This is a genomic window from Pseudomonas sp. efr-133-TYG-103a (genome assembly GCF_030209235.1).
In the GTDB taxonomy this organism is placed as follows: domain Bacteria; phylum Pseudomonadota; class Gammaproteobacteria; order Pseudomonadales; family Pseudomonadaceae; genus Aquipseudomonas.
Genome location: NZ_JARVSK010000008.1, coordinates 45,109 through 65,660, shown reverse-complemented (window position 1 = coordinate 65,660; position 20,552 = coordinate 45,109). Strand labels below are relative to the sequence as shown.

General features: G+C 61.0%; 16 protein-coding genes. 5 read left to right on the top strand and 11 right to left on the bottom strand.

Annotation, left to right across the window (positions count from 1 at the left end; translation table 11 throughout):
- Positions 1–11: 11 nt before the first annotated feature.
- A complete protein-coding gene (sulA, locus tag QRN36_RS06975; RefSeq protein WP_285423377.1) occupies positions 12–515 on the top strand; it encodes an SOS-induced cell division inhibitor SulA in 504 nt (167 codons plus the stop codon).
- 97 nt (positions 516–612) lie between these two features.
- Here sulA and QRN36_RS06970 read toward each other — a convergent pair whose 3' ends face one another.
- The 7 genes from QRN36_RS06970 to QRN36_RS06940 form a co-directional block, all read right to left on the bottom strand.
- Positions 613–849, bottom strand: coding sequence for a hypothetical protein (locus QRN36_RS06970; protein ID WP_093467610.1), 237 nt, complete (start codon positions 847–849; stop codon positions 613–615).
- 78 nt (positions 850–927) lie between these two features.
- On the bottom strand, positions 928–1,449 hold the full coding sequence (locus QRN36_RS06965; protein WP_285423376.1) for a DUF6586 family protein: 522 nt from the start codon (positions 1,447–1,449) through the stop codon (positions 928–930).
- A 132-nt stretch (positions 1,450–1,581) separates the two neighbouring features.
- Positions 1,582–4,185, bottom strand: a complete 2,604-nt coding sequence (gene topA / locus QRN36_RS06960) for a type I DNA topoisomerase (protein ID WP_285423375.1) — start codon at positions 4,183–4,185, stop codon at positions 1,582–1,584.
- A 109-nt stretch (positions 4,186–4,294) separates the two neighbouring features.
- The gene (locus QRN36_RS06955) at positions 4,295–4,531 is read right to left on the bottom strand and encodes a DUF1653 domain-containing protein (protein WP_285423374.1); all 237 of its coding nucleotides are present in this window, start codon (positions 4,529–4,531) and stop codon (positions 4,295–4,297) included.
- 102 nt (positions 4,532–4,633) lie between these two features.
- Positions 4,634–5,809 carry an acetyl-CoA C-acyltransferase FadA gene (fadA, locus tag QRN36_RS06950; RefSeq protein ID WP_285423373.1) on the bottom strand — a complete coding sequence of 392 codons (1,176 nt, stop codon included), beginning with the start codon at positions 5,807–5,809 and terminating at the stop codon, positions 4,634–4,636.
- Positions 5,810–5,832: 23 nt separating this feature from the next.
- Complete coding sequence (gene fadB / locus QRN36_RS06945; protein ID WP_285423372.1) at positions 5,833–7,980, bottom strand: fatty acid oxidation complex subunit alpha FadB; 2,148 nt, start codon at positions 7,978–7,980, stop codon at positions 5,833–5,835.
- A gap of 578 nt (positions 7,981–8,558) precedes the next feature.
- Positions 8,559–8,996, bottom strand: a complete 438-nt coding sequence (locus QRN36_RS06940) for a hypothetical protein (RefSeq protein ID WP_285423371.1) — start codon at positions 8,994–8,996, stop codon at positions 8,559–8,561.
- 109 nt (positions 8,997–9,105) lie between these two features.
- Between QRN36_RS06940 and QRN36_RS06935 the strand changes: the two genes are divergently transcribed.
- Positions 9,106–9,549: a universal stress protein gene (locus QRN36_RS06935; RefSeq protein ID WP_285423370.1), complete on the top strand. Its 444-nt coding sequence runs from the start codon at positions 9,106–9,108 to the stop codon at positions 9,547–9,549.
- A 71-nt stretch (positions 9,550–9,620) separates the two neighbouring features.
- Here the strand turns inward: QRN36_RS06935 and QRN36_RS06930 are convergent, their stop codons facing one another.
- A complete protein-coding gene (locus QRN36_RS06930; RefSeq protein ID WP_285423369.1) occupies positions 9,621–11,540 on the bottom strand; it encodes an ATP-binding cassette domain-containing protein in 1,920 nt (639 codons plus the stop codon).
- 159 nt (positions 11,541–11,699) lie between these two features.
- The gene (locus tag QRN36_RS06925) at positions 11,700–13,769 is read right to left on the bottom strand and encodes a PAS domain-containing sensor histidine kinase (protein ID WP_285423368.1); all 2,070 of its coding nucleotides are present in this window, start codon (positions 13,767–13,769) and stop codon (positions 11,700–11,702) included.
- A 258-nt stretch (positions 13,770–14,027) separates the two neighbouring features.
- On the opposite strand from QRN36_RS06925, the gene QRN36_RS06920 reads away from it, so the two are divergent.
- The 3 genes from QRN36_RS06920 (at position 14,028) to QRN36_RS06910 (ending at position 18,465) form a co-directional block, all read left to right on the top strand.
- A complete protein-coding gene (locus QRN36_RS06920; protein WP_285423367.1) occupies positions 14,028–14,465 on the top strand; it encodes a GFA family protein in 438 nt (145 codons plus the stop codon).
- Between the two features lie 123 nt (positions 14,466–14,588).
- On the top strand, positions 14,589–16,442 hold the full coding sequence (locus tag QRN36_RS06915; RefSeq protein WP_285423366.1) for an ABC transporter ATP-binding protein: 1,854 nt from the start codon (positions 14,589–14,591) through the stop codon (positions 16,440–16,442).
- Between the two features lie 94 nt (positions 16,443–16,536).
- Positions 16,537–18,465 (top strand): transglycosylase SLT domain-containing protein, encoded by a 1,929-nt coding sequence (locus QRN36_RS06910; RefSeq protein ID WP_285423365.1) that lies wholly within the window; start codon positions 16,537–16,539, stop codon positions 18,463–18,465.
- A gap of 72 nt (positions 18,466–18,537) precedes the next feature.
- Here QRN36_RS06910 and QRN36_RS06905 read toward each other — a convergent pair whose 3' ends face one another.
- Entirely contained in the window at positions 18,538–19,347 is an 810-nt protein-coding gene (locus tag QRN36_RS06905; protein WP_285423364.1) for an MOSC domain-containing protein, read from the bottom strand.
- A 129-nt stretch (positions 19,348–19,476) separates the two neighbouring features.
- Positions 19,477–20,403 (bottom strand): chemotaxis protein CheV, encoded by a 927-nt coding sequence (locus tag QRN36_RS06900; protein ID WP_093467569.1) that lies wholly within the window; start codon positions 20,401–20,403, stop codon positions 19,477–19,479.
- Positions 20,404–20,552 lie beyond the last annotated feature (149 nt).

The window sequence follows — 20,552 nt, the reverse complement described above, 5'->3', positions numbered from 1 at the left end:
GGAGAACGTTTATGCAGTTCCCACAGACACCGCAACAACATGCACAACTGCCTTTGTTCGAAGCATTCATGGCGCCTGTCGCGACGATGCTCGATGTCCCACGGCTTCACATCCCGGTGCTCGACGAAGTCGTCGATACGCCGTGGAACAGTGAGCCGGAAGCCTTTAGTGAATTGTCATTGCGCGGCGCTGCCGGGAACTGCCTGAACCTGCTCGCACCGATTCTGCGAGAACTCAGCCAGGACAAACATGACCGCTGGCTGACGCTGATCGCGCCGCCATCGAGCGTGACACAGGCATGGCTGCGCGATGCCGGCCTGAACCGGGAACGCATTATCCTGATGCATCCTCGTGGAACGCAAAGCGCACTGGAGCTGACTCGCGAGGCGCTGCGCCTGGGCCGCAGCCACACCGTGGTGAGCTGGATCAATCCGATATCGGGCAGCGCTCGTCAGCAACTGATCAGCGCGGCACGCACCGGCGACGCACAGAGTCTCAACATCCGCCTGGGCTGAACCGGCAAACCGCGTGAGGAAGGATTCGGGGATGTTTCCGGGCTTCTCTGGGACGAGAAGCCGACAGACATGAAAGCAAGAGGATAATCCTGGCGGATCAATGCAGGACGCGAGGTCCCTCTTCTTCTTTGGTCAACTCACCCTCGGCCAGACGACCGGCCATCTGCACACCCACACTGAGCATCGCTTTGGCGACTTCGACGTGTTGGCCTTGCAGAAACGCTTTGGCATCTTCGGAGAAGTTCAAGGTCACGAGAGACCCTTCATCCTCGGCTCGGCGCAGCTCGATGCGACCGTCAGGCAGTTCGACAATTTCCAGAAAAGAGGTTGGCATCAGGACAGTTCTCCACGAAAGGCGGGCATTGTAACAGCCTGATGACTCAGGCCCTAGCCCATCGATCACTCTGCTGCCTCAACACTCGCTCAGCCCTTCCCTGAACCGAATTGCCAGCCCTTTCAGTTGCTGACGCCAGCTTTCCATCTCCTCGCGACTCAGCTCCGGTTCAGCGTCTTCCTCCACGGCGACGGCAATGATCAGTGGCTGGGTCACGTCACCTTTGGGTTTCTTCGGCGCTCTGGGTGGCATAAACAGTGCGTTGTACGAAGCCAGCAATTGTGCCAGCCATGTTTCCCGCTGCTGCGCCAGTTCAACGAGCTCGGCCATTTCCGGGATGGCAATGGCTTCCAGAACCTGAGGTGTCAGCAAATCTTCTGCGCGAGAGGTGCCCGCCTGGGGCAAGCGATAAAACCCGGCGATCTCGTGACACAAGCCCAGCAATGCACCATAGAGGTGAAACACTGCCGATTCGCGTTCGGCCTGCTCCAGCCCCTGGGCATTCATGGCATGGCTGTCCCGGGCCTTGGCCATTGCCTCCAGGGCGAGGCCTGCGAAGAAAATCTTCTGATTGGTGCGGGTATAGAGTTCGTGAGCCATGTCAGTGGCCTCCACTTCAATGAATGCGAACGAGCAAGCCTGGCAAAAAAATCCCTCGGGGCGCTTACGCACACCGAGGGATTCTTTTAACGCAAAGCGCCAGGGCTCGCCAGTGTGATCGACCTCAGACGATCAACGCTTGTCTTCGACCTTCCAGCTGCCACCGTCGTAGAACGCACGCCAGCCCGTCGGCTTGCCGTCCACTTCGGTCTGCACGTATTGCTCCTTGGACTTGCGGCTGTAGCGAATCACCGCGGGACGACCATCAGGGTCTTTCTTCGGCGCTTCGCACAGGAAGTGGTACTTGGGATCGATCTCATCCTTGTGCGGCACGATTTCCAGCACCAGCGGCGCACGCGTCTCGCGGTTTTTCGGGAACTGGCTGGCGGCCAGGAACAACCCCGAGGCACCGTCGCGCAGGATGTAGGTGTCGTCGACCTTCTCGCACTTGAGCTCCGGCATTTTGACCGGATCCATCTTCGGCGGCGCCGCTTCTCCGTTTTTCAGCAGTTTGCGAGTGTTCTTGCAGTTGGTGCAGCCGAAGAACTTGCCGAAGCGGCCGGTCTTCAGTTGCATCTCGCCGCCACACTTGTCGCACTCCACGCTAGGGCCTTCGTAGCCCTTGATGCGGTAGTTACCTTCTTCGATCTCGTAGCCCACGCAATCCGGGTTGTTACCGCAGATGTGCAGCTTGTGCTTCTCGTCGAGCAGGTAGGCATCCATCGCCGTGCTGCAGACCGGGCAGCGGTGCTTGCCACGCAACACGCGTGATTCGGATTCGCCCTCGTCGTCTTCGGCGATCTCATCGCCCGGCGTCAGGTTGACCGTCGCCTTGCAGCGCTCTTTTGGCGGCAGGCTGTAACCCGAGCAGCCCAGGAACACGCCAGTGGACGCCGTGCGAATCTGCATCGGACGACCGCAAACCTTGCACGGAATGTCTGTCATGACCGGCTGGTTGGCGCGCATGCCGCTGTCGCTGGCCTCGGCGACTTCCAGTTTTTTCTTGAAGTCACCGTAGAACTCGTCGAGCACGTTTTTCCAGTCGCGCTCGCCTTGCGCCACGTCGTCGAGATTCTCTTCCATGCCGGCAGTAAAGCCGTAGTCCATCAGGTTGGAGAAGCTTTCCGACAGACGTTCGGTGACGATGTCACCCATTTTTTCTGAGTAGAAACGGCGGTTGTGCAGCGCGACATAACCCCGATCCTGGATGGTCGAGATGATCGCCGCGTAGGTCGAAGGACGACCGATCCCGCGCTTTTCCATTTCCTTGACCAGGCTCGCTTCCGAATAACGGGCAGGCGGCTTGGTGAAATGCTGGCTTGGATCGAGCTTGATCAGTTTCAGGGTGTCGCCCTGGGCCATGTCCGGCAGCACGTCGTCATCGCCGGGCTTGCTCATCTGCGGCAGCACGCGGGTGTAGCCGTCGAACTTGAGGATTCGACCCTTGGCGCGCAGCTCGAAACTGCCGGCAGTCACGCTGACCGTGGTGGACAGGTACTGCGCCGGCGGCATCTGGCAGGCCACGAACTGGCGCCAGATCAGGTCGTACAGACGCTCGGCGTCACGCTCCATGCCCGACAGCTTGCTCGGGTGAGTGTTGACGTCGGAAGGACGAATCGCTTCGTGAGCCTCTTGTGCGCCTTCTTTGCTGCTGTAGACGTTCGGCGATTCCGGCAGGTATTTCTTGCCGAATTCGCTTTCGATGTATGTGCGCGCCATCGCAACGGCATCGGCCGACAGGTTGGTCGAGTCGGTACGCATATAGGTGATGTAACCGGCTTCGTACAGACGCTGGGCCATCATCATGGTTTTCTTCACGCCGAAGCCCAGGCGGTTGCTGGCAGCCTGCTGGAGCGTGGACGTGATGAACGGCGCCGACGGTTTGCTGCTGGTCGGTTTGTCTTCACGCTTGGCGATGCTGTAGGAAGAAGACTTGAGCTTCTCCAGTGCGGCCATGGCCTGCGCTTCGTTCAGCGGCTTGAAGGCCTCGCCGTTTTCGCGAGCCACTTCAAATCGCACGTTGGCGCCTTTGGCGGTGCCCAGGTCAGCGTGAACTTCCCAGTACTCTTCCGGGATGAACGCACGGATCTCGCGCTCGCGCTCCACCACCAGCTTCACGGCGACCGATTGCACGCGACCGGCGGACAGGCCGCGGGCGATCTTCTGCCACAACAGCGGCGAGACCATGTAACCCACGACGCGGTCGAGGAAACGGCGCGCCTGCTGAGCATTGACGCGATCGATGTCCAGCTCGCCAGGGCGGGAAAAGGCTTCCTGAATGGCTTTCTTGGTGATTTCGTTGAACACGACACGCTTGTAGCGATCATCGTCGCCACCGATGGCTTCGCGCAGGTGCCATGCAATGGCCTCCCCTTCGCGGTCCAAGTCCGTCGCGAGATAGATGGTGTCAGCATCCTTGGCCAGCCGGCGCAGTTCGTCGATCACCTTTTCCTTGCCGGGAAGGATCTCGTACTTGGCTTTCCAGCCATGTTCGGGATCGACGCCCATGCGTGCCACCAACTGGCGCTTGGCCTTTTCCTTGGGCGACAGCGCAGGTGCTTCGGACGCAGTCTTGCCACGTTTGGCAGCAGGCTCTTTGGCGGCGCTAGCCGAACCGCTGGTGGGCAGGTCTCGGATATGGCCGATACTCGACTTCACCACGTACTGGCTGCCCAGATACTTGTTGATGGTCTTGGCCTTAGCCGGGGATTCCACAATGACCAGCGATTTGCCCATGGATCGGAAAATTCCTAATGCGAGAAAAAAGACGTTGGAGCCGTCGAGGCCCCGCTATATATAGTGGCTGTAAGGTGAGGTCAAGCAGAGGCTACTGCAAGGTCTCGCCTTATCCCCTTGAAAAAAGATCAGGTTCGGCCTGGACCAAAGCAAAGCGCGGCACTTGCTCCCCGTCAACCTCGACCGACTCCAGAAACATGCTCAAAGGGCGTACCCACAAGCCATATTCGCCATACAGCGCCTGATAGAACACCACTTCCTCTTCCGTCTCGGAATGGCGCGCGACACCGAAAACACGGTACTCGGGACCTTTGTAGTGACGATAGAGACCTGGCTGTAACGGCATGGTGCGGACCTCGAGGATTGACGCGAAAAAACTTTCAAAAAAACATTTCCGGAGAAAAACAAAAGCCGGGGCACATGGCCCCGGCTTGCACACTCACACCGGTTAAACGCGTTCGAACACGGTGGAGATGCCTTGTCCAAGGCCGATACACATCGTTGCAACACCCAAAGTGCCGCCCTTCTGCTTCATGACATTGAGCAAGGTGCCGGAAATACGGGCTCCGGAGCAACCAAACGGGTGACCCAGGGCGATGGCGCCGCCGTGCAGGTTAACCTTCTGGTCCATCTTGTCGAGCACTTTCAGATCTTTCAGCACTGGCAAGGCCTGCGCAGCGAACGCTTCGTTGAGCTCGAAGTAGTCGATATCGCCGATGCTCAGACCCGCGCGCTTGAGCGCTTTCTGCGTCGCCGGAACCGGACCGTAACCCATGATCGCCGGGTCCACGCCCGCCACCGCCATCGAACGGATGATGGCCATTGGCTCGATCCCCAGATCCATCGCCCGCTGACCCGACATGACGATCATGCAGGACGCGCCGTCGGTGATCTGCGACGAGGTGCCGGCGGTCACGGTACCACCTTTCGGGTTAAAGGCTGGCTTCAACGCCGCCAGACTTTCGAGCGTGGTTTCCGGACGAATGGTTTCGTCGAAGTCGTACATCTTCAGGAAGCCGTTCTCGTCATACCCTTGCATCGGGATGATTTCATCCTTGAAATTGCCTTCCACGGTCGCCTGATGCGCCAGCTTGTGCGAACGCACGCCGAACGCATCCTGGGCTTCACGGGTGATGCCATGCATTTTGCCGAGCATTTCCGCGGTCAGGCCCATCATGCCCGATGCCTTGGCGGCATACAGCGACATGTGCGGGTTCGGATCGACACCGTGCATCATGCCGACGTGCCCCATGTGCTCGACGCCACCGATGACGAACACATCGCCGTTGTTGCTCATGATCGCCTGGGCGGCGGTGTGCAGCGCGCTCATGGACGAACCGCACAGGCGGCTGACGGTCTGCGCAGCGGACGTGTGCGGGATCTGGGTCATCAGCGAGGCCATGCGCGCGATGTTCCAGCCCTGTTCCAGGGTCTGGTTGACGCACCCCCAGATCACGTCCTCGACTTCGGCCGGGTCGACCTTGCTGTTGCGTTCCAGCAATTTGCTGATCAGGTGCGCCGACATGTCTTCGGCGCGGGTGTTGCGGTGCATGCCGCCCTTGGAGCGGCCCATCGGAGTACGACCGAAGTCGACAATCACGACGTCTCTCGGATTCAAGCTCATATTCTCACCTGTTCGTTGGGCACTTAGCCGAAGAAGCGCTGGCCAGTACGGGCCATTTCGCGCAGCTTCGCAGTGGGGTGGTACAGAGCGCCCAGATCAGCGTACTGGTCAGCCAGGGCAACGAATTCAGCCACACCGATCGAGTCGATATAGCGCAGCGCACCGCCGCGGAACGGAGGGAAGCCGATGCCGTAGATCAGGCCCATGTCAGCCTCGGCCGCGGTGTCGACGATGCCGTCTTCCAGGCAGCGCACGGTCTCCAGACACAGCGGGATCATCATCCAGTTGATGATGTCTTCGTCGGTGACGTCGCGCTGTTCGTAGACGATCGGCTTGAGCACTTCGAGCACGGAAGCGTCGACAACTTTCTTCGGCTTGCCCTTCTTGTCGGTCTCGTAGACGTAGAAGCCCTTGCCGTTCTTCTGGCCCAGGCGATTGGCGTCGTACAGCGCGTCCACAGCGGAGCGGCGATCGTCTTTCATGCGGTCAGGGAAGCCCTCGGCCATGACGTCGCGGCCATGATGACCGGTGTCGATGCCGACCACGTCCATCAGGTAAGCCGGGCCCATTGGCCAGCCGAACTTTTCCATGACCTTGTCGATGCGCACGAAGTCGACGCCGGCGCTGACCAACTTGGCGAAACCGCCGAAGTACGGGAAGAGGATACGGTTGACCAGGAAGCCCGGGCAGTCGTTGACCACGATCGGGTTCTTGCCCATCTTCTTGGCGTAGGCCACGGTCGTCGCCACGGCGACTTCGCTGGACTTCTCGCCACGGATCACTTCGACCAGCGGCATCATGTGCACCGGGTTGAAGAAGTGCATGCCGACGAAGTTCTCAGGACGCTTGAGCGCCTTGGCCAGCAGGCTGATGGAGATGGTCGAGGTGTTGGAGGCCAGAATGGTGCCTTCGGCAACCTGCCCTTCCACTTCGGACAACACGGCCTGTTTGACCTTCGGGTTTTCGACGACGGCTTCAACGACCAGGTCGACGTTGCCGAAATCGCCGTAAGACAGCGTAGGACGAATCGCGTTGAGCGCTTCGGCCATCTTCGCCGGGGTCAGACGCCCTTTTTCGACGCGTTTGCCCAGCAGTTTCGACGCTTCGCCCAGACCCAGTTCGATGGCCTCCTCGCGGATGTCTTTCATCAGGATCGGCGTGCCTTTGACGGCCGACTGATAGGCGATGCCGCCGCCCATGATGCCTGCGCCCAACACAGCCGCCTGCTTCACGTCCTTGGCGACTTCGTCGTAAATCTTCGCTTTCTTTTTCAGTTCCTGATCGTTCAGGAACAGGCCGATCAGACTCTCGGCCGCCGAGGTCTTGGCCATCTTCACGAAACCGGCCGCTTCGACTTCCAGCGCCTTGTCACGGCCGAAGTTGGCGGCTTTCTGAATGGTCTTGATCGCTTCGACAGGTGCCGGGTAGTTCGGACCGGCCTGGCCTGCGACGAAACCTTTGGCGGTTTCGAACGCCATCATCTGCTCAATGGCGTTGAGCTTGAGTTTGTCCAGCTTGGGCTGACGCTTGGCCTTGAAATCGAACTCGCCGGAAATGGCGCGCTTGATCAGGTCCAGTGCCGCTTCCTGAAGCTTTTCCGGCGCGACCACCGCATCGACGGCGCCCACTTTCAGGGCATCCTCGGCGCGATTGTCCTTGCCGGAGGCAATCCACTCGACGGCGTTGTCGACGCCGATCAGGCGCGGCAGGCGAACGGTGCCGCCGAAGCCCGGGTAGATACCCAGCTTGACTTCGGGCAGGCCGATCTTGGCGGTGGCGGACATCACCCGAAAGTCGGCCGCCAGGCACATTTCCAGACCGCCACCCAGGGCGATACCGTTGATGGCAGCGAGCGTCGGGACATTCAGGTCTTCGAAATCACTGAAGATCTTGTTGGCTTCGAGGTTACCGGCCACCAGTTCGGCGTCCGGCAGCTTGAAATTGTCGACGAATTCGGTGATGTCGGCGCCGACGATGAACACGTCTTTGCCGCTGGTGACGATAACTCCTTTGACCGAGCCGTCAGCCTTGATGGCTTCGACAGCCTGACGCAGGTCGTTGAGGGTGAGGCGGTTGAACTTGTTGACGGACTCACCCTTGAGGTCGAAATTCAATTCGACGATGCCACTTTCAAGAGCCTTAACCGTGATGGCTTTACCTTCGTAAATCATCAACTGATCTCCACGATATGGAAGCTGAACAATACGCGTCAGACGCTGAAATCCGGCGAATCACCTGACCTTTCCGGCCATGCGACACCAAACGCCAGGCACCCCGTCGACACGATTCGAGCGTCTGTCAGAGCATTCCTACGGCAAACGCTCAATTCATACGCCCGTTTGATTTGGGTGCGCCTACCTTCAGCCATATTCCAACAATTGTCAATTCGGCAGACAGCGGGCAAAACCGGCAAATCGCAGGTAAAAGACACCTGTGATCAGGCGCCATTCAGCGCAGTGATCAGCACAGGGACTCGGCACGCCTGACTAAAACAGTGGAAGTTACGGCTGAAGGTATAAACGTCAAAAATAATTGGATCCGCAGCAGACAAATGCACCAATAAGGTCTACATTCAGCGCACTGCGCATCAAGACGGGTCGTTTTCGGAAATGCCGTGAAACGAATTTGCACGTCTTTTGCGGCGTTGCACCGCAAAGCGTCACGAATTATCGGCCTGCCTGGCCAACCCCGGCCCGATGTTGCTATCGGGCTTTTTAATGCCCGCGATTTGCCGAGCTCCTGCGCGACCTCACGCCAGCGCCTTGAGCACCGCAGCGATTCTCTCCAGCACCTGGGTTTCGCCCTTCTCGGCCCAGTACAGCGCGATCAACTGCTTGCCCGCTTCGACCTTATAGACGTCCGCCGGCAACGTTTCGAATTGCGCCTGCAAACGCGCATCGGCGCAAGGCTCACGCCACTGATTGACCCATGTTCCGGGCGCCATCTGCCAGTACACCCAGACGTCCGGATCACGTCCCGCGCGCGGCCTATGGTATTGGGCGCACGGGCTCGGTGGCTCGGTCGGCAGCCAATGGGGCCATTCCTGCGGAATCAACTGCATCGCCAGCCCCATGCGCCGCGCCTCCATGCGCATGGCCATTCTTCCGCTCTGCGAACGCGACGGGCGCAGCCAAACCAGGGGGCTCAACACCACGGCAATGATTGACAGCACTATCCACACCGTCATATGTCTATGCCCCTGCCGCGATATGTGGCAAACAAAGCATAACGGCGTGCCAGGGGCGCGTGAAAAGAGCCATAATCAAAACCATCGCAAACCTCAGAAGGAACATCCCATGTCCTATGAACATATCCTGGTAGCCGTGGACCTCACTGAAGAGTGCGATCCGGTTATCAAAAAGGCCATCAAGCTGGCCGTGGGGACCAACGCCAAGCTGTCGCTGGTACACATTGTCGAACCCATGGCCATGGCCTTTGGCGGCGATGTACCCATGGACCTGTCGCAATTGCAGCAGCAGCAATTCGATCAGGCCAAGGAAAAGCTTGCAGCACTCAAGCTGAAGTACCCGGATGTACACACCGGCGACAGCCATCTGACCTATGGCCAGCCTCGTCAGGAAATCCACAACCTGGCCAAAGAGCATCACGTCGATCTGATCGTCGTGGGCAGCCATGGCCGTCACGGCTTGTCACTGCTGCTGGGCTCCACTGCCAATGACGTGCTGCACGGCGCGCCGTGCGATGTACTGGCCGTGCGTCTGGTCAAACGCGCCGAGTAATTCCTGACGCATCAAAAAGCCCGAACCCTTGATGGGGGTCCGGGCTTTTTTTGTTGCACGACGTTACTGAGTTATTCGTCCAGCTCGGCCCAGCGCTCGACCAGTGCGTCGAGTTCCTTGGTCAGCTGCTCCAGGGACGCCAGCACCTTGGCGGTTTCGGTAGCCGGACGCTGGTAAAAGCCAGGGTCGGCTATTTCTGCCTCGACAGCCGCGATCCGCTGCTCCTTGGCATCGATCTCGCCCGGAAGCGCTTCCAGCTCGCGCTGCAGCTTGTAGCTCAGCTTCTTCTTGGTGGCGGGCGCCGGTTCCTGTACGGGGGCAGGCGCTGCCACAGGCTCGACGATCGCCGAATTCAGTTCGGTCTTGCCGGACTTGCTCTCGGTCACGCCCAACAGCCGCGGCGAGCCACCTTGACGCAGCCAGTCCTGATAGCCACCCACGAATTCGCGCACCTTGCCCTCGCCTTCGAACACCAGCGTGCTGGTGACGACGTTGTCGAGGAATGCCCGGTCGTGGCTGACCATCAGCACGGTGCCCTTGAAAGTCAGCAAGACCTCTTCAAGCAACTCGAGGGTCTCGACGTCCAGGTCGTTGGTCGGTTCGTCCAGCACCAGCAGGTTGGCCGGTTTGCTGAACAGTTTGGCCAGCAGCAGACGCGCGCGCTCACCGCCAGAAAGCGCCTTGACCGGCGTGCGAGCACGCTGCGGGCTGAACAGGAAATCCCCCAGATAGCTGAGAACGTGGCGACTCTGCCCGTCGATGTCGATGAAATCGCGACCTTCGGCGACGTTGTCGATCACGGTTTTTTCCAGATCGAGCTGGTGACGCAACTGGTCGAAATAGGCAACGTCCAGACGCGTACCCACTTCAACCGTGCCGCTGGTGGGCTTGAGGTTATCGAGCATCAGCTTGAGCAAGGTGGTCTTGCCCGTGCCGTTGGCGCCGAGCAGACCGATGCGGTCTTCACGCTGCAGCACCATCGAAAAGTCCTTGATCAGCGTCGGGCCACCCGGGTGGGCGAAGCTGACGTTCTCCAGCACCATCACCTGCTTGCCGGATTTATCGGCGGTGTCGAGCTGAATGTTTGCCTTGCCGGTGCGCTCGCGACGTTCGCTGCGCTCGACGCGCAGCGCCTTGAGCGCACGCACGCGGCCTTCGTTACGGGTCCGCCGCGCCTTGATACCCTGGCGAATCCACACTTCTTCCTGCGCCAGACGCTTGTCGAACAGCGCGTTGGCGGTTTCTTCCGCCGCCAGCATCGCTTCCTTGTGCACCAGGAAGCTGGCGTAGTCGCCGTTCCAGTCGATCAGGCCGCCACGGTCCAGTTCCAGAATGCGCGTAGCGAGGTTTTGCAGGAAAGAACGGTCGTGGGTGATGAACAGCACGGCGCCCTGAAATTCCTTCAACGCTTCTTCGAGCCAGGCGATGGCGCCGATGTCCAGGTGGTTGGTCGGTTCGTCGAGCAGCAGCAGATCAGGCTCGGAGACCAGCGCCTGGGCCAGCAGCACGCGACGGCGCCAGCCACCGGAAAGCTCGGCCAGGGTCTTGTCGGCCGGCAACTGAAGCCGGCTCAGGGTGCTGTCGACCAGTTGCTGCAGGCGCCAGCCGTCACGGGCTTCAAGGTCCGACTGCACGTGCATCAGCTTGTCGAGGTCCTCCGCGGTGACGATGTTCTGGCTCAGGTGATGGTATTCGGCGAGCAGCGCGCCGACACCGTCGAGGCCTTCGGCGACCACGTCGAACACGGTACGGCCATCGGCCACCGGCAGCTCCTGCGGCAACTCGCCGATCTTCAGACCGGGGGCGCGCCAGACGCTGCCGTCGTCAGGCAACTGCACGCCTTTGACCAGCTTCAACATGCTGGATTTGCCTGTGCCGTTGCGGCCGATGATGCAGACCCGCTCACCACGGGCGATCTGCCAGGACACCTTGTCCAACAACGGCATGGCGCCGAACGCAAGGGACACATCGCTGAATTTGAGCAGGGTCATGAGCTTCTCCAAAAACCGGGCGCGCATTCTACCTGAGATACCCGGCCGATGGGGGCTATTCGATGACAGGCGTGTCGATGACAGACGTGATCCGGCTGGAAATGCGGGCGCTCCGTTCAGTCCGGGATAAGCGCCGTGCTGCTCACCCTCATGTGCCCGTCACGACCGGCCCAGCAACGTGCCGACGCGGGCAATCAACTCTTCCAGCGCGAAAGGCTTGGTCAGCACCGTCGTCGATCGGTCCAGCGGTTGCTGATCCGGCACCAGCGGCTGCGCGTAGCCGGTCATGAACAGCACCGGCAGACCCGGCCTGTTGCCCCGTCCTGCTTCAGCCATCTGTCTGCCATCCATCCCACCCGGCAGGCCGATGTCGGTGACGAGCAGATCGATGGGCGCATCCGATTGCAACAGTTGCAAGCCGGCCTGACTGTCGGCGGCTTCAACGACCACGTAGCCCAGATTGCCCAGCGCCTCGCTGACGAACATCCGCACCGTCGGCTCGTCATCCACCACCAGCACGGTCTCGCCCGACGCAACCGTCAGGGGCAGAGACTCAGCGTCGACCTCGGCGCCTGCCGCGACCTCGGCCGGGTGATACGGCAGTTGCAGGCAGACGGTCGTGCCACGGCCTTCGTCCGACTGAATGCTGACCTGCCCACCCGACTGGCGGACGAAGCCGTACACCATGGACAGCCCCAGCCCGGTTCCCGCCCCCACCGGTTTGGTGGTGAAGAACGGTTCGAACGCCTTGGCCAGCGTGTCAGGGCTCATGCCCGCGCCATTATCCGCGACCGAGATCGTCAGGTAGGTGCCCGGCGGCAGTTCCGGGTCGAGCCCAAGCCCCGCCTCCAATTCATGATTGCAGGTGCGGATGGAGATTTTGCCGCCTGCAGGCAGCGCATCGCGGGAATTGATGCACAAGTTGAGTAAGGAGTTTTCCACCTGCGCCGGGTCCACCAGGCATGTGCTCGATTGCGCCATGAGTTCGACATCCAGCTCAATGGTCGGCCCGACGGTACGCCGGATCAACTCCTCCATTTCCGCAATCAGGACATGCACATCGGTGTGCACCGGAAGCAGGGTCTGTCGACGGGAGAACGCCAGCAGCCGATGGGTCAGCGCCGCAGCACGCTGGGCGGCGCCGTACGCCACCGACACATAACGCTCGACATCTGCGCTGCGGCCCTGATGCAGGCGCAACTTGATCAAATCCAGGCTGCCGGTGATGCCCGCCAACAGGTTGTTGAAGTCGTGGGCGATGCCGCCGGTGAGCTGGCCGATGGCTTCCATTTTCTGTGACTGACGCAATGCGGCTTCTGCCGCTTCGCGCTCGGCCACGGCCTGGGCAATGCGTGCCTCCAGCGTGCGATTGAGATCACGCAGCGCCGTTTCGGCGGATTTTCGTGCGGTCACGTCGATCGACGACCCGATCAGACCGATGACCTCGCCTGCCGCGTCGAGCAACGGAGCCTTGGCCGACAGCCATATCGTGGCTGAGCCATCGGGCATGTCGACGCGCTCCTCGATCTGCTCGGCTTTGCCGCTGCGCATGATGCGTTGGTCTGTCTCCATGACCTGACGCGCCTGATCTTTATCTTCGAGGAATTCCAGGTCGGTCTTGCCGAGATAAAATTCAGGCGGTTTGCCGATCAGCTCGGTCGTGCCATGGTTGGCAACCAGCATGCGCCCCTCAAGATCCTTGGCGTAGACCACGCCCGGCACCGCGGCGGTAAAGGTGCGCAGCAACGCCGACATTCGGTCTCGCTCGGCTTCCGCGGCGCGACGCGACTCGATGTCCATCAGCACGCCCGGGAAGCGCACGGGTTGTCCCTGGGCGTTCAGTTCCGCCCGGCCATTGGCTTCGACCCAGCGATAACGGCCGTCTTCCTGGCGCACGCGATACTCACAACGGTACGCCCCGCCGCGCCCCATCGCTTCCTGGATGTCGGCCGCCACGCGCGTCACGTCGTCAGGGTGGATCGAGGAAAAGGCCTCGGCGATGGGAATGCCGGCCTTGCAGCTTTCGGCGGACAAGCCGAAGGACCGGGAAAATCGTTCGTCGGCGGTCACGCAATCACGGGTGATGTCCCACACCCAGGTGCCAATGATCGCACCGGCGTCCAGCGCAAGCTGCAGACGCTCCGAGGTGTCGGTCGGAAATTCGTGAGCCTGGGGCTGCAAGGAGGAAACCACCTGTTGGGCAGGTCGTTCATTGTTACCCTGATCCATTTACACCCTCAGCAACCGCTTGGCAGACAAACGCCGAGCATACCCGGCCACGAGGACGAGGCGAAGTGTCACCGAGCAACGGCGTCGCCCGGCATGGGTGACCATGTCACAACCGGTCATTGCCGAAGACTGGCGAGGCGGTACAGCAATCTGCCGGGCGCCGTGACGCCGAAACGTTTTCTGTGCCGCGGCTTGCCTCTTCAACTGCTTCATCACGGGCTGATACGATCCAGTCCCGGCTTATCTCGAGGCATCATCATGGACAAAAACCAGACTGAATTCGAAGGCTCCTGTCACTGCGGCGCCGTGCAGTTCCGGGTCACGCTCAGCGGTGGTCTGGCGACTGCGCGCCGTTGCGATTGCTCTTATTGCCGTATGCGAGGAGCGGTCGTCGTCACGGCGACTCAAGATGATTTTCGCCTCGTCGCGGGTGAGCACGCCCTCACGCTCTATCAATTCAATACCCACACCGCCAAGCACTATTTCTGCGGCACGTGCGGGATTTACACGCATCACCGGCGGCGCTCCAATCCCGATCAGCTCGGCGTCAATGCAGCGTGCCTGGCCGGAGTCAGCCCTTTCGACTTTGCCGAAGTTCCAGTGAACGATGGCGTCAATCACCCTTCAGACAGAAAAGGAACAGCGGGTAATCCGCTCTCTGGCGTGCTGCGATTTATTCCCTCCACGGATGCCTGAACGCGCTGATCACCCAGGCGCGGCGGGAGAAATGGCGGGTTCGCCGGGGCGCTGCCCCACTCAGACTGTCCGATCAATGGCAGAATTGCCTCCACTGACTGTCTACGGACTACGGAAATCCCCATGCTTCGCATCTTTGAACGATGGCTCGACCCTTTCCCGCCTGATGAGGTTCCGCCGCCCCCGGACGGGCTGGCACGGTTTCTCTGGGCCTGCACACGAGGGGCGCGGCGCTACATTCTCGCCCTTGCGCTGCTTAGCGCTGCAGTGTCGATCTACGAAGCGTGGCTGTTTTCCTTCCTCGGCCAGGTGGTCGATCTGCTCTCGGTCTGGAAGGCAGGCGGCGAAGCAGCCGGACAGGAAAGCCGCGTGTTGTGGGGCATCGGCATCGTGCTGATCACCAGCATCGGCCTGGTGGCGCTGCGCACGATGGTGCAGCACCAAGTGCTGGCTATCAATCTGCCCCTTCGTTTGCGCTGGGATTTTCATCGGCTGATGTTGCGACAAAGCCTGTCGTTCTTTTCCGATGAATTCTCCGGCCGGGTGACCACCAAAGTGATGCAGACCGCGCTGGCGGTGCGCGAGGTGCTGTTCACCATTATCGAAATCGCGCCGGGGATCGGCGTGTACTTCATCGCGATCATTGCGCTGGCGGGTGGCTTCGCGCTGAAGCTCATGCTGCCGTTCATTGCCTGGATCGTGCTGTTCGGATTAGCCATGGGGTACTTCGTGCCGCGCCTGGGAAAGGTCGGACAGGAGCAAGCCCACGCACGATCGTCGATGACCGGTCGCATCTCCGATGCTTACACCAACATCACCACGGTGAAACTGTTCTCCCACTCCAGACGGGAAGCGCATTTTGCGCGGGCCGCGATGGAGGATTTCAAACAGACCGGTTTTCGCCAGATGCGTCTGGTCAGCCAGTTCGAAATCGTCAATCAGGCGCTGGTGGTCGGGCTGATCATGGCGGCGGGCGGCTATGCACTGTGGTTGTGGCATCAGGACGAAGTGGGAACCGGTGCGGTGGCGGCGACCACGGCCATGGCGCTGCGTATCAATGGGATGTCGCACTGGATCATGTGGCAGATGACCTCGCTGTTCGAGAACATCGGCACCGTTCAGGACGGCATGGCAACGCTGACCAAAGGCCCCAAGGTGCAGGATGCCGCCGATGCCCGCGTGCTGGTGCCCGCAGGCGGCGCGGTGACCTTCGACAACGTGAGTTTCAACTACAACGGCGAGCGCCAGGTGCTCGACGGGCTGAGCCTGTCGATCCGGCCGGGTGAAAAAATCGGGCTGGTGGGTCGCTCGGGCGCCGGCAAGTCCACGCTGATCAATCTGCTGCTGCGCTTCTACGATGTGGACGGTGGCAGGATCAGCATCGACGGCCAGGACATTGCCAAGGTGACGCAGGACAGCCTGCGCAGCGCCATCGGCATGGTCACACAGGACACGTCCCTGCTGCACCGCTCGATCCGCGACAACATTGCCTACGGTCGCCCCGACGCCACCGATGCACAGATCCGCCGCGCCGCGGCCAACGCGCAGGCCGATGGCTTCATCAGTCAGCTCAGCGACCGCCAGGGGCATTCCGGCTACGACACGCTGGTGGGCGAGCGTGGAATCAAACTTTCCGGCGGCCAGCGTCAACGTGTCGCGATCGCCCGGGTGATGCTCAAGAACGCGCCGATCCTGTTGCTGGACGAAGCCACCAGCGCGCTGGATTCGGAAGTCGAAGTCGCCATTCAGGAAAGCCTCGACGAAATGATGCAGGGCAAGACGGTCATCGCCATCGCCCATCGGCTGTCGACCATCGCGGCGATGGACCGGCTCATCGTCATGGAGAACGGGCGCATCATCGAGCAAGGCACCCATGCTCAATTGCTCGGCAGGAACGGCACCTACGCACGGCTGTGGCAACACCAGAGCGGCGGCTTTCTGGGTGAAGATCAAGGCGTGGTCGAGGCGCAGGAGTAAACATATGTAACCGCCCACGCGCCAGCGCTTCAACCAGCGCTGGCAACAGGCTAAGCTAGCGACACTTTTCACGGTTCATCTGCACGGAAGTCTCATGCGCAGTCGTTTGTTCAGCCTTTTGTCCTGCCTGCTTCTGTCGGCCACCGCTGCCCAGTCCGTCCAAGCGGTCGATATCACCACCCAACGTCAATATTACGATCAGGCCAAACGCGCGCTGGCCAAGGGCGACGCCGGGCCGTATCGCACCTACGCCAGTGCGCTGGCCGATTACCCGCTCGAACCTTACCTGGCGTACGACGAACTCACCGCTCGCCTGAACAGCGCGAGCGATCAGGAAGTCGAGAAATTCCTCGCCGAACATGGCGATCTGCCTCAAGCCAATTTCATGAAGCTGCGCTGGTTGCGCCTGCTGGCATCACGAGGCGACTGGCAGCCGTTCGTCCAGTATTACGACCCCAAGCTCAATTTCGTCGAGCTCGACTGCCTGTATGGCCAGTATCAGCTGAGCCATAACCTGCGCTCGGAAGGCTACGCGAACGCCGAAAAAACCTGGATGACCGGCAAGACCTTGCCTCCGGCCTGCGATGCGTTTTTCACGCAGTGGGCGGTCGAAGGCCAGTTGACCGAACAGAAACGCTGGCAGCGCGCCAAGCTGGCGGCTCAGGCGCGCAACTATGCGCTGGCCAATCAGCTGGTCAACAGCATGACCACCCTCGCGGCGCAAGGTCGTCTGCTCATCGCCGTTGCGCAGAAGCCGGAAATGGTCAGCAACCAAGGGCAGTTCATGCCCGCGGACGAGGCCATGTCCGATGTCGTCGGACTGGGCTTGCGGCGCCTCGCCAAACAGGACCCGCAACGGGCGATGGAGCTTCTGGACAGTTATTCGCCGATGCTGCATTTCTCCCACGAGGAGCAAGTCCAGATCGCCAAGGAAATCGGCCTGACGCTGGCTCGCAGCTATGACGGCCGTGCGCTGGAAGTGATGACCCGTTACGATCCGGACCTGCGCGACGACACCGTGACCGAGTGGCGCCTGCGCCTGCTGCTGCGTCTGGGCCGCTGGAACGACGCCTACGAACTGACCCGCCGTCTGCCGCAGACGCTGGCGACGACCAACCGCTGGCGTTACTGGCAGGCGCGTTCGCTGGAGTTGGCGCAACCCAACAGCCCACTGCTGGCCAACCTGTACCGGACCGTTTCCAAGGAACGGGACTTCTACGGCTTCCTCGCCGCCGACCGCATCCAGACGCCGTACATGCTGAACAACAAGCCGCTGCCGCTGAGCCAGGCGACGATGAACAAGGTGCGCAACACACCGGGTGTGCAGCGTGCGCTGGAGTTCTACGAGCGTGGCGAGGTGGTCAACGGACGCCGCGAGTGGTATCACGTGACCCGCCGCTTCACCCGCGACGAGATGGTCGCCCAGGCGAAGCTGGCGTACGACATGCGCTGGTACTTCCCGGCGATCCGGACCATCAGCCAGGCGCAGTACTGGGACGATCTGGACATCCGCTTCCCGATGGCTCACCGCGACACACTGGTGCGCGAGGCACAGATCCGCGGGCTGCATTCCAGCTGGGTGTTCGCGATCACGCGTCAGGAAAGCGCTTTCATGGACGACGCACGCTCCGGTGTCGGCGCCAGCGGGTTGATGCAGTTGATGCCGGCGACCGCGAAGGAGACCGCACGCAAGTTCAGCATCCCGCTCGCCTCCCCCGCTCAGGTGCTGGATCCGGACAAGAACATTCAGCTGGGTGCGGCGTATCTGAGTCAGGTCCACGCGCAGTTCAATGGCAACCGCGTGCTCGCGTCCGCCGCCTACAACGCCGGTCCAGGCCGCGTGCGGCAGTGGCTGCGCGGCGCAAACCACCTGGCGTTCGATGTGTGGGTCGAGAGCATTCCGTTCGATGAAACCCGCCAGTACGTCCAGAACGTGCTGTCTTATGCGGTGATCTACGGCCAGAAACTCAACGCCCCGCAGCCGCTGGTGGATTGGCACGAACGGTTTTTCGACGACCTGTAACCCATCCGGCCGCGCTGTTGAGCTCTCTTCAGCGCGGCCGCGACGCCGACCTTCCGCTCAGCGCCGCTCATTTCACTCGAGCACTTCAATCGGCATCCCGACCTCAATGACGCCCGGACCGTCGTTGACCATGTTCTGGCCGAACCACACCTCGCCTTCCCGTTCACGATAGGTTTTCAACGTGCTCAGCGGCTCGCGGTCTTCACTGCGCTGGCCGGTCGCCGGATCGATGGTGGTGAGGATGCAGCGCGAACAGGCCTTCAGCAGCCGGAACTCGAGGTCGCCGATGCGGATGCGTTTCCAGCCGTCCTCGGCAAATGCAGGCGCGCCTTCGACGACCAGATTGGGCCGGAAACGCAGCATCTCCTGAGGACGACCGATTTTCTGCGACAGATCGTCCAGCGAAGACTGGCCAATGAGCAGCAGTGGAAAACCGTCGGCGAAACCCACCCGGTCATCCACCGTGCCGTAGCCGGATGGCATGAAGCGGGCCCGCTCCTTGGGCACATGGACCATCCGGGTTGGCTTGCCGATGAACGCGCTGACCCAACGCGCCGCCTCATCGCCAGCGTCCGGCACGCGCAACGTGTCGCGCCAGACCGTCACCCCGCGCAGGTTGTCTTCAACGTTCAGTGGCACTGCGATTTGCACAGGCTCATGCCCGGGCGCCGAAAGGGTCACGCCGTCGTCGGCATGCCACAGCACCGACAGTTGTGACATGTGCGGCAAGGCGCGCTGGGTCAGGAACCGACCGCTGCTTTCATCCACCAGCATCCAGCGTCGATCCCCGGTCATGCCCAACTCGTCGAAGCTGGCCTGCTGAAGCGAGTCCGCCTTGCAGGATTTGAGGGGATACCGATACAGCGCGCTGAGATGAAGCATGTACGCGTCCTTTATGACAGTGTGAAAACGCCACACTTTATACGAGCGCGCCGGATTCGACGCGGTACAGATACAAAAAAGCCCCTCCATACAGCAAGGGGCTCAAACCTGTCAGACCGGGCTGGAACGTCAGTTGTCGAGCATCAGGCGCTCGCGCACGACATCGACCAGTTTGTCGGGCTGGAATTTGGAGAGGAAGTTGTCGCAGCCGACCTTCTTGACCATCGATTCGTTGAAGCTGCCCGACAGCGACGTGTGCAGCACCACGTACAGCCCGCGCAAACGCGGGTCGTGGCGAATCTCGGTGGTCAGGCGGTAGCCGTCCATCTCGGGCATTTCGGCGTCCGTGAAGACCATCAGCAATTTGTCGGTCATGACCTCGCCGGTGTCCGCCCAGCCTTTGAGCATGTTCAGCGCTTTGAGGCCATCACTGGCCACGTGCATCTTCACGCCGAGCTGGCCGAGGGTGTCACGCAGCTGCGAAAGCGCCACGTTGGAGTCGTCCACCAGCAGCACTTCACGGCCACGGGCACGCGCCAGCACCGGATCATCGAGCTTGTCGCGGGAAACCTTGGCGCTGTAAGGCACGATTTCGGCGAGGACCTTCTCCACGTCGATGATTTCCACCAATTGATCGTCGACCTTGCTGATGGCGGTCAGGTAATGCTGGCGGCCGGCGCTGGTCGGTGGTGGCAGGATCGCTTCCCAGTTCATGTTGACGATACGGTCAACGCCGCCGACCAGAAACGCCTGAACGGAGCGGTTGTATTCGGTCACGATGATCGTGCTCGACGCGCCCGGCACCAGCGGGCGCATGCCGATGGCCTGAGACAGATCGATGACCGGCAGGGTCTGGCCACGCAGGTTGACCACGCCACACACGAACGGATGACGTTGCGGCATCAGGGTCAGCTTGGGCAGCTGCAGGACTTCCTGAACCTTGAACACGTTGATCGCGAACAGTTGCCGGCCGGCCAGGCGAAACATGAGGATTTCCAGGCGGTTCTCACCCACCAGCTGTGTACGTTGGTCTACCGTGTCGAGAATGCCAGCCATCTGTTGCTCCTGGAGCAAGGGTTCAAGTAAGTCCGCCTACCTGTTATCGGCAGCGACGGTGCAGACCTTAATGTCGATATAATGCCGCTCAGCATCATTGATATCACATTAACATCATGCTTTACTGGCTGGCATCCGGAAAGCCCGAA

Excerpts from the sequence above, each read along its gene's own strand:
- sulA (WP_285423377.1), top strand. The coding sequence starts at position 12 with ATGCAGTTCCCACAGACACCGCAACAACATGCACAACTGCCTTTGTTC.
- QRN36_RS06970 (WP_093467610.1), bottom strand. The coding sequence starts at position 849 with ATGCCAACCTCTTTTCTGGAAATTGTCGAACTGCCTGACGGTCGCATC.
- QRN36_RS06965 (WP_285423376.1), bottom strand. The coding sequence starts at position 1,449 with ATGGCTCACGAACTCTATACCCGCACCAATCAGAAGATTTTCTTCGCA.
- topA (WP_285423375.1), bottom strand. The coding sequence starts at position 4,185 with ATGGGCAAATCGCTGGTCATTGTGGAATCCCCGGCTAAGGCCAAGACC.
- QRN36_RS06955 (WP_285423374.1), bottom strand. The coding sequence starts at position 4,531 with ATGCCGTTACAGCCAGGTCTCTATCGTCACTACAAAGGTCCCGAGTAC.
- fadA (WP_285423373.1), bottom strand. The coding sequence starts at position 5,809 with ATGAGCTTGAATCCGAGAGACGTCGTGATTGTCGACTTCGGTCGTACT.
- fadB (WP_285423372.1), bottom strand. The coding sequence starts at position 7,980 with ATGATTTACGAAGGTAAAGCCATCACGGTTAAGGCTCTTGAAAGTGGC.
- QRN36_RS06940 (WP_285423371.1), bottom strand. The coding sequence starts at position 8,996 with ATGACGGTGTGGATAGTGCTGTCAATCATTGCCGTGGTGTTGAGCCCC.
- QRN36_RS06935 (WP_285423370.1), top strand. The coding sequence starts at position 9,106 with ATGTCCTATGAACATATCCTGGTAGCCGTGGACCTCACTGAAGAGTGC.
- QRN36_RS06930 (WP_285423369.1), bottom strand. The coding sequence starts at position 11,540 with ATGACCCTGCTCAAATTCAGCGATGTGTCCCTTGCGTTCGGCGCCATG.
- QRN36_RS06925 (WP_285423368.1), bottom strand. The coding sequence starts at position 13,769 with ATGGATCAGGGTAACAATGAACGACCTGCCCAACAGGTGGTTTCCTCC.
- QRN36_RS06920 (WP_285423367.1), top strand. The coding sequence starts at position 14,028 with ATGGACAAAAACCAGACTGAATTCGAAGGCTCCTGTCACTGCGGCGCC.
- QRN36_RS06915 (WP_285423366.1), top strand. The coding sequence starts at position 14,589 with ATGCTTCGCATCTTTGAACGATGGCTCGACCCTTTCCCGCCTGATGAG.
- QRN36_RS06910 (WP_285423365.1), top strand. The coding sequence starts at position 16,537 with ATGCGCAGTCGTTTGTTCAGCCTTTTGTCCTGCCTGCTTCTGTCGGCC.
- QRN36_RS06905 (WP_285423364.1), bottom strand. The coding sequence starts at position 19,347 with ATGCTTCATCTCAGCGCGCTGTATCGGTATCCCCTCAAATCCTGCAAG.
- QRN36_RS06900 (WP_093467569.1), bottom strand. The coding sequence starts at position 20,403 with ATGGCTGGCATTCTCGACACGGTAGACCAACGTACACAGCTGGTGGGT.